The following is a 6,640-nucleotide window of genomic DNA, read 5'->3' on the forward strand; positions in this document are numbered from 1 at the left end:
CTGGTGCCATCGGTCTCGTCGTCGGAGCGGTCAGGATCCCGATGCGACGGGTCCCGGTGGGGGTCGTCGTTGCCGGTCTGGTCCGCCCGTTGCGACGGCACTTTCAGCTCGTCGCCCTGCATATCGTTTCACCGTCCTCGCGTGGTCTCTTGAAGCAGTTCCTCGAACAGCGCGCGGTAGTGCACCATCGCCTGGCGGAGCTCCTCGGTCGAGGCTTCCTTCCTGGCGGCGCGTCCGCTGATCTCATGGGCCGTCCGGTAGTGGTCGAGGGTTGACGCGTGCCCGACCGACAGGTCGGCCAGGCGCTGCTCGAAGTCCTCGGTCGGGTAGCCGCGCTCCGCCATGACCGCCGCGACCAGTTGGTCGGCCTCGGTCACCGCGAATCCCGGCGCGTCCACGAAACGCTCCTGCACCTCGGTCCACCGGTTGGCGTACGCCTCCCGCGACTCCTCGGGCAAGGGCTTGATGTCGAGCTCGGAATGACGCTGCTCGCGAGCGATCAGGTCGCGCTCGGCGTCGCGCCTGCTCTCGTGCTCGGACACGGTACGTTCGTACTCGGGGCCGAAACGTGTGCGGAGGTGGCTGCGGCGCTGCTGTTGCAGCACGAGATATCCCACTGCGGCGACCGCCACCACCGCGACCACGACGACGGCCACCCATATCCAGGTGGTCATGTTGTTCGCCTCCGGTCTCTGTGTCGAGACCGCCGACTGCCCGCGAAGAGCCCCTTCGAAACTCGCCGATCAGCGACCTTCGAGCGCCTTCCTGGCCGTGTCGAGAACCGCTGCGACATGTGAGCCGTCAGGGGGAGCAGGGACCTCGCTGAACCCCTCACCGGGGGTGTAGCGCACGTCCAGCCCGGCGTCGACCAGCCGCTGCGCCCAGCGCAGCGCCGTGTTCAACCGCTCGGACGCCGGCGGCTTCCCCTGCGCCGCGGCCGACAGGTTACGCAGGTTCGTCGCGGGCCCGGACTGCGCGTGCACCCGGTCGAGCTTCCACGGCACGGCCCAGCCATGATCGAGCATCGGCTTGGCCAGGCCTGCGGCCCGCTTCGCCTGCAAGATCCCCGACTCGCTCACGCCGAAGTGCGCCGCCAGCCGCTGCACGCTCATACCCTCGGCCACCAGCCTCGCCAGCTCCGCCCGATCCACGGTCGGCCTGCGCCCCACCCGCTACCTCCACTCCCTCTCGCCGCTCGTTCGCCGAGTACGCGAGTGCCTCCGATGTGCGCTAAGGTTATGACGTCTCGCCCCGCAGGGAGCGAAAGACACGACCGGGACGTAGCGCAGCTTGGTAGCGCACTTGACTGGGGGTCAAGGGGTCGCAGGTTCAAATCCTGTCGTCCCGACGGTTGTAAGTCGCAGGTCAGAGGCTGTTCTCGAGAAATCGAGGGCGGCCTCTCCGCGTCTCTTCAGGGACCAATTTGGGACCAAAGCAGGGCAGATCGACGTGACGTAGCCCCCATGGCCGTGAATCAGGTGAGGCGGGGGCGGTCGCAATGGCGGCCTTTGCGGTAGTCGTTGTCGCGAACGATGATCCCGGTTGAAGTCATAGTGCCTGCCGAGATTCCATCCATGCAGGTCAAGCCGCTTTTGAGTACTAACGGAGAAGGCTACCGAGCCGGTCTCGTCGGCGTGCATTCAGATCGGTGGTTCGCTCTGGATCCGACCTCGAATCGGGCTGGGTATTTCCTACGGGGGAAGGCCAGCAGTCACGAAGAGTGGGCGGCATACTACTATAAGCCAGGATCCAAGAAGGCTGACATCAAGATCAGGCCGGGTGAGGACTAAATGGCACCAACTGGTGCGATCGCGATCCACCGCGATGACTATCTGGATGTTCGCTCCCGCAGTGAAGCCACCTTCGCACTCGATGCGAGGTTGCCCGGCCAGGTCTTCAAAGAAGATGCGGGGGACGCACTTTTCTGTGAGTTCGACGCCGTCCTCACTCCGGAATTCTGGCCAGCGCTCTGCGCGATGGCTCGGTGGCATGGTGACGGGCACGTCGAGCTGCTGGTTCTTGAGCCGGACTGCGATGCGTTCTACCTTCCGGATTATCGGATGTACCCGGCGATGTCGTTGTCCGTAGAGGCCGACGGGGACGACTACTGGGCGGCGATCGGTCACGAGCCGGACGGCGACATTATGGGATCGATCGCGATCTCGGCGAACGTCATCGCTGTGACCGGGCCGTCCGGAAGATGGGGATGCTGGGGCGAAAGGGATCCCGAGATTGCAGTTTTCCAGGGTTTTCCGAACATGGCTGCGCGGAATGAATGGAGCGCCCAGTTCGGGCCTTTCCTGGATGTATCAGGCGCACTGGAGTCGTATCTTCCGCTGACGTTTGCGGGTCGGGTCGTTCCGGACGAGTATGCCGCAACCCTGACCGCCAACTATGGACCTCCGAGCGGTAAACGGCCGTAACATCACGGAACATTCGCCAAAACTTCGATGAATGTTCTATCGGTAGCGTGATGATCATGCCTCGTCGTCGAGTTCCATGATCTGGCCCGACTGTTGAGCCCTGCCCGGCGGTATGCTCGCACGAATTGGAAGCCCCGCCAGGTGGTACCTGGCGGGGCTTCATGGATGGTGGCGGGCTGCAGCTGATGGCAATGTCTGTGGACGGCGCTTCGCGTACCGGCGGAGCATGCGCCGCCGCGCCACATGCGTCGGGGATCTCCGTGTGGAGTGAAGGGAACAAACGATGAGGCGACCGATCGATTCTGCGCTAAGCGTGGCGCAAGGCCTGGTTGAGCAGCTGGAATCGAGTCGAGGGATTCCTTCCGTCGGTGAACTGATGGCGGTCATCCGCAGCTTCGAGCGAGTCGAATTCGATGTTCCAGCAGAAATCGAAGCCGACGGGTTCCTCTTTCAGTACGGCGAAGCGAACTGGTTCAACGACCCGACGTTCACGGTGGGCTTCGTTCGACAGCTGGAACTCGTTGACGCCGAGGAAGAGCATGAAGGGTACTCGCAGGTTCAACTGGAATACAGATATCCGGTCGATACCGACCTGCGATCGCTCGGGGATCACAATTCCTGGTGGTTCCCCGAGAGCGGGGTGCCGTTCGGTGAGTGGCTCGAATCGGTTAAACGCGACCCCGTCTGGGAGGTCGTGCGAGAGAAGATCCCAACAGAGTTTGATGTTTCGCAGGAGTTGGTCTGAAGTTACCTCATATGGGTGGCGTTAACCGAGCTCGTGGACCCGGCCGAGGGCTACGAAGCGTAGTAGATCTGATACTCCTCCCAACTGTTGCAGAAGTACCGGTTGGCACGCAGAACGTCACCCTCGTTGTCTCTGGTGGACACGAACCCGGTGTTCTCAATGGAGTAGATGCACCAGTACCCGTTGTCATGCGGGAACACGTCGAACTGCTCCCAGCTGTTGTAGGAGGGCGAGTATGCCTGGATGAGGTTGCCGTTGTTCATCCGGTTGGAGACGTAGCGGCTTGCCGCATAAGACCAAAGGGAGTCCCGCTCGCCGCGGGCGTCATAGCAGAACCTGAACCTTTCCCACGATCCCCGCTTCTCGCCGGTCGCGTACAGACGGTTGTTGTCGTTGAGGCGAACCGAGACCCATTTCCCGGTCACCCGGGACCTCAGATTCACGTCGTCGCAGTAGGTCGCCGCCGCCTCCTCGACGCTGCTCGCGTTGTCCGGAGACCTGCTGCCTTGCTGCGCCCTCGCCAGAAGCTCTTCCATCGACGTGATCGGTGTATCGTCGGCGAACGCCGGGCCCGCCGACAACATGCCCGTTAACAGCGTCAGCACGGCGGTGAGAATCGCGAGTGTTCTGCGCATCGTCCAATTCCTCCTGTTGCTCCTGAGCGTTCCGACAGGTGGGGCAGTCAGTGTGCTTGATCGGGCGCTGGAGCACACATGCGCGCGCCTCCATCGGCAAGATCGCATGTGGGGCGTGCAGGACGGCTGCAAGAAGTCTGCAGTTGCGGTTGCGGGGCCACGTTTACGCGACGGTCGTGCAGGTGTGCCCGGTGATCGCGTTTCGGCAGGAACGATAGTCAGTCCCGAAATGCGTTTATTACTCTTCGAAGTCCCGTGCACGGCTGTCCTAGTACTCCAGCCGCACATCGGGATCTTGGGCTTGTGCTCGTCTAGGACGTCTAGGACGTAGTCGGCCGAAAGGCAGACGGCCACCGCTGTGATCATTCAGGTGTGATGGAACTGAAGATCATGCGGTGGCCGCGTTGGCCAGGGTAGAACATCTCAGCACAGCTCGTCTGCAGACCGATCTGGATGCCGCGTTCGCAGAGGTAGAGGGACGTTTCAAGCGGCCGGAGATGCGGCGGCGGGCGCGTGCCTGCCTGGAGGGCCTGCTGTCCGGGCTGGAGCGCAAGAACGGCTGGTCACTGGCCGAGTACGCCGGCGAGACCACGCCCGATGGCATGCAGCGGCTGTTCAACGCCGCCAAGTGGGACGTCGATGGTGTGCGCGATGACATCCGCGCCTACCTGATGCGACACCTGGGCGACAGCGATGGCGTGCTGGTCGGTGACGACACCGGCTTCGCCAAGCAGGGCACCTGCTCGGCGGGAGTGCAGCGGCAATACACCGGCACGTTGGGCAAGGTCGCCAACTGCCAGATCGGGGTGTTTCTCGGCTACGCCTCCAGCCGCGGCAGGGCGGTGCTGGACCGGGAGCTCTACCTGCCACGGGACTCCTGGATGCTCCAGCCCGAGCGCTGCGTGGCCGCCCAGGTCCCCGAACAGGTCGGCTTCGCGACCAAGCCTCAGCTCCTGCAGGCCATGATCGAACGGGCGGTGGCCGCAGGGGTGCCGTTCGGCTGGGTAACCGCCGATGAGGCCTACGGCGACAACGGGCCGCTACGCCGCCACCTGGAAGAACACCGGATCGGCTACGTGCTCGCGGTCTCCCGCTCCCACCAGATCACCACCGCTGCCGGCAAGATCCGTGCCGATGTCATGGCCGGTAAGGTGCCCAAGAGCGGATGGCAGGCCCTGTCCTGGCGGCGCGGGCGCCAAGGGCGAACGCCGCTATGCCTGGGCACTGATTGCCACCGCCGGTTCAGCGCACCGCCTGCTCATCCGCCGCTCTCTCAGCAACCCCTCCGAGCTGGCCTTCTACCTGTGCTACTCCCCGCGCCCCGTGCCGTTGCAGCGGCTGGTCGAGGTAGCCGGAGCCCGCTGGACGATCGAGGAATGCTTCCAGACCGGCAAGAACGAAGCCGCATTAGACCACTACCAGGTCCGGCTCTATCCCGCCTGGTACCGCTATGTCACCCTGGCCATGCTCGCCCTGGCCTTCCTCGCCGTCACCCGCGCCGCCCTGGCCGCCGAGTTCGTCCAACCGGTTGGCACCGGCCAGCTCATCGCGATCTCAGCCAACGAGATCCGCCGCCTCTTCGCCCTGCTGACCCGTCCCCTCATCGACGAAGGGCACATCCTGCACTGGTCACGCTGGCGAAGACGCCACCAAGCCCGCGCCCGGCAGAGTCACTACCAGCGACAACAACTCAAAGATCAATAAGTGCGGCTGGAGTACTAATGGTCAAGAATCCGCCAGAGCGGCAGGCCTCACGCCAAGTTCATAGACAAAAGACCATCTCATCATGTAAAGCATCAAAGAAACCTTTGAAATCGGGGCATTGCGTTCTTCCCAGAACGGTGCATTAAGCTGGCAGATAAGCGCATCTGTGTGCGCCGTCCGGAATCCGCGGAATGGATGCGTCTGAGCGAGTGGCAGGAGACGCGTCCCGCCAGGAGGGCTGCGTCTATCCAACCTCACGATCAATCTTCTAGAGGTAGGTGGGGAACTATGCGTTACACTGGGAAGTTCATCATTTTCGGCTCGGCACTCCTCGCCGGAATCACGGTGGCGCCGTTTGCCGTTGAGGCGTCAGTCATCGAAAGCCCGAGGACGCAGGTTGTCCGTCCGCCCATCACGATAGAACCACCGTCTCCGTACCAGAAGGGATACGAGAAAGGGGGGGCGGACGGGTATTCAGCTGCCCTGACACAAACTCGGGAACACTGTGCCGGCAGCAACAAGCCGTGGCCCGCGGTGGAGGAGGGCAACGCCTACAGTCAAGGCTACTTCTACGGGTACAGGGACGGCTACTACAGGGGATTCGCCGAGGGCATGCAGAAATTCTGCACCCCTCGCTAGCGGTTCACGGACATCTTTCAGGAGAGGAGGATTCGTCACACAGAGGAGAAAATGAAAGATTCAAGAAGACGTTACAGCCGCTCAGTCCTTGGAATTTTCGAGTTGATCACGACCGACAAGATAGCTGGATCTTCTGGTTGCGATCCTCGTTGATCTCATCAGTTCGAATCCGGTCGAGCAGAGGAGAGAAATGAACAGTAGCAATGTGACAACGTTTGGCTCGATCGCGCTCCTAGCTTCTGTCGTAGTGCCATCTCTCCAAATTCCCCAACTCCGTCCTCCTGACTATAGTTCTGTCCATGTCGGACATGTCGAGGCCTACAGACATGCTGAAGTCAGGTCAGACCCATACGATGACGGATACAAGGAGGCCTTTTCATCCGTGGGTGAGCTCGTAGTTCTGCAGGACGGCGATCGCCTTGCATAGCTGGCCTGCCTTGTGCGGGCAGCAGCGGAGCTTGCGGAGAATGCGCCAGCTCTTGAGCTGGGCGTTT

6 protein-coding genes, 1 tRNA gene and 2 pseudogenes are annotated in these 6,640 nt (G+C 62.4%); 5 read left to right on the forward strand and 4 right to left on the reverse strand.

What is annotated here, in order from left to right:
- Positions 1–128 precede the first annotated feature (128 nt).
- On the reverse strand, positions 129–674 hold the full coding sequence (locus HII36_RS31965) for a hypothetical protein (protein ID WP_173527016.1): 546 nt from the start codon (positions 672–674) through the stop codon (positions 129–131).
- Positions 675–743: 69 nt separating this feature from the next.
- Positions 744–1,169 carry a hypothetical protein gene (locus tag HII36_RS31970; RefSeq protein WP_173527017.1) on the reverse strand — a complete coding sequence of 142 codons (426 nt, stop codon included), beginning with the start codon at positions 1,167–1,169 and terminating at the stop codon, positions 744–746.
- 105 nt (positions 1,170–1,274) lie between these two features.
- On the opposite strand from HII36_RS31970, the gene HII36_RS31975 reads away from it, so the two are divergent.
- The 3 genes from HII36_RS31975 (at position 1,275) to HII36_RS31985 (ending at position 3,168) form a co-directional block, all read left to right on the forward strand.
- Positions 1,275–1,348, forward strand: a tRNA-Pro gene (locus HII36_RS31975).
- Between the two features lie 442 nt (positions 1,349–1,790).
- Entirely contained in the window at positions 1,791–2,423 is a 633-nt protein-coding gene (locus HII36_RS31980) for a hypothetical protein (RefSeq protein WP_173527018.1), read from the forward strand.
- Positions 2,424–2,706: 283 nt separating this feature from the next.
- Positions 2,707–3,168: a hypothetical protein gene (locus tag HII36_RS31985; RefSeq protein ID WP_173527019.1), complete on the forward strand. Its 462-nt coding sequence runs from the start codon at positions 2,707–2,709 to the stop codon at positions 3,166–3,168.
- Between the two features lie 50 nt (positions 3,169–3,218).
- On the opposite strand, the gene HII36_RS31990 is transcribed toward HII36_RS31985, so the two are convergent.
- A complete protein-coding gene (locus HII36_RS31990; RefSeq protein ID WP_173527020.1) occupies positions 3,219–3,803 on the reverse strand; it encodes a fascin domain-containing protein in 585 nt (194 codons plus the stop codon).
- A 497-nt stretch (positions 3,804–4,300) separates the two neighbouring features.
- On the opposite strand from HII36_RS31990, the pseudogene HII36_RS31995 reads away from it, so the two are divergent.
- A pseudogene (locus HII36_RS31995) lies at positions 4,301–5,507 on the forward strand (IS701 family transposase).
- Between the two features lie 288 nt (positions 5,508–5,795).
- Positions 5,796–6,146 (forward strand): hypothetical protein, encoded by a 351-nt coding sequence (locus tag HII36_RS32000; RefSeq protein WP_173527021.1) that lies wholly within the window; start codon positions 5,796–5,798, stop codon positions 6,144–6,146.
- A 376-nt stretch (positions 6,147–6,522) separates the two neighbouring features.
- Here HII36_RS32000 and HII36_RS32005 read toward each other — a convergent pair.
- Positions 6,523–6,640 (reverse strand): annotated as a pseudogene (locus tag HII36_RS32005) (IS5/IS1182 family transposase); the annotation flags it as partial.

Source organism: Nonomuraea antri (assembly GCF_013283785.1).
Classification (GTDB): domain Bacteria; phylum Actinomycetota; class Actinomycetes; order Streptosporangiales; family Streptosporangiaceae; genus Nonomuraea; species Nonomuraea antri.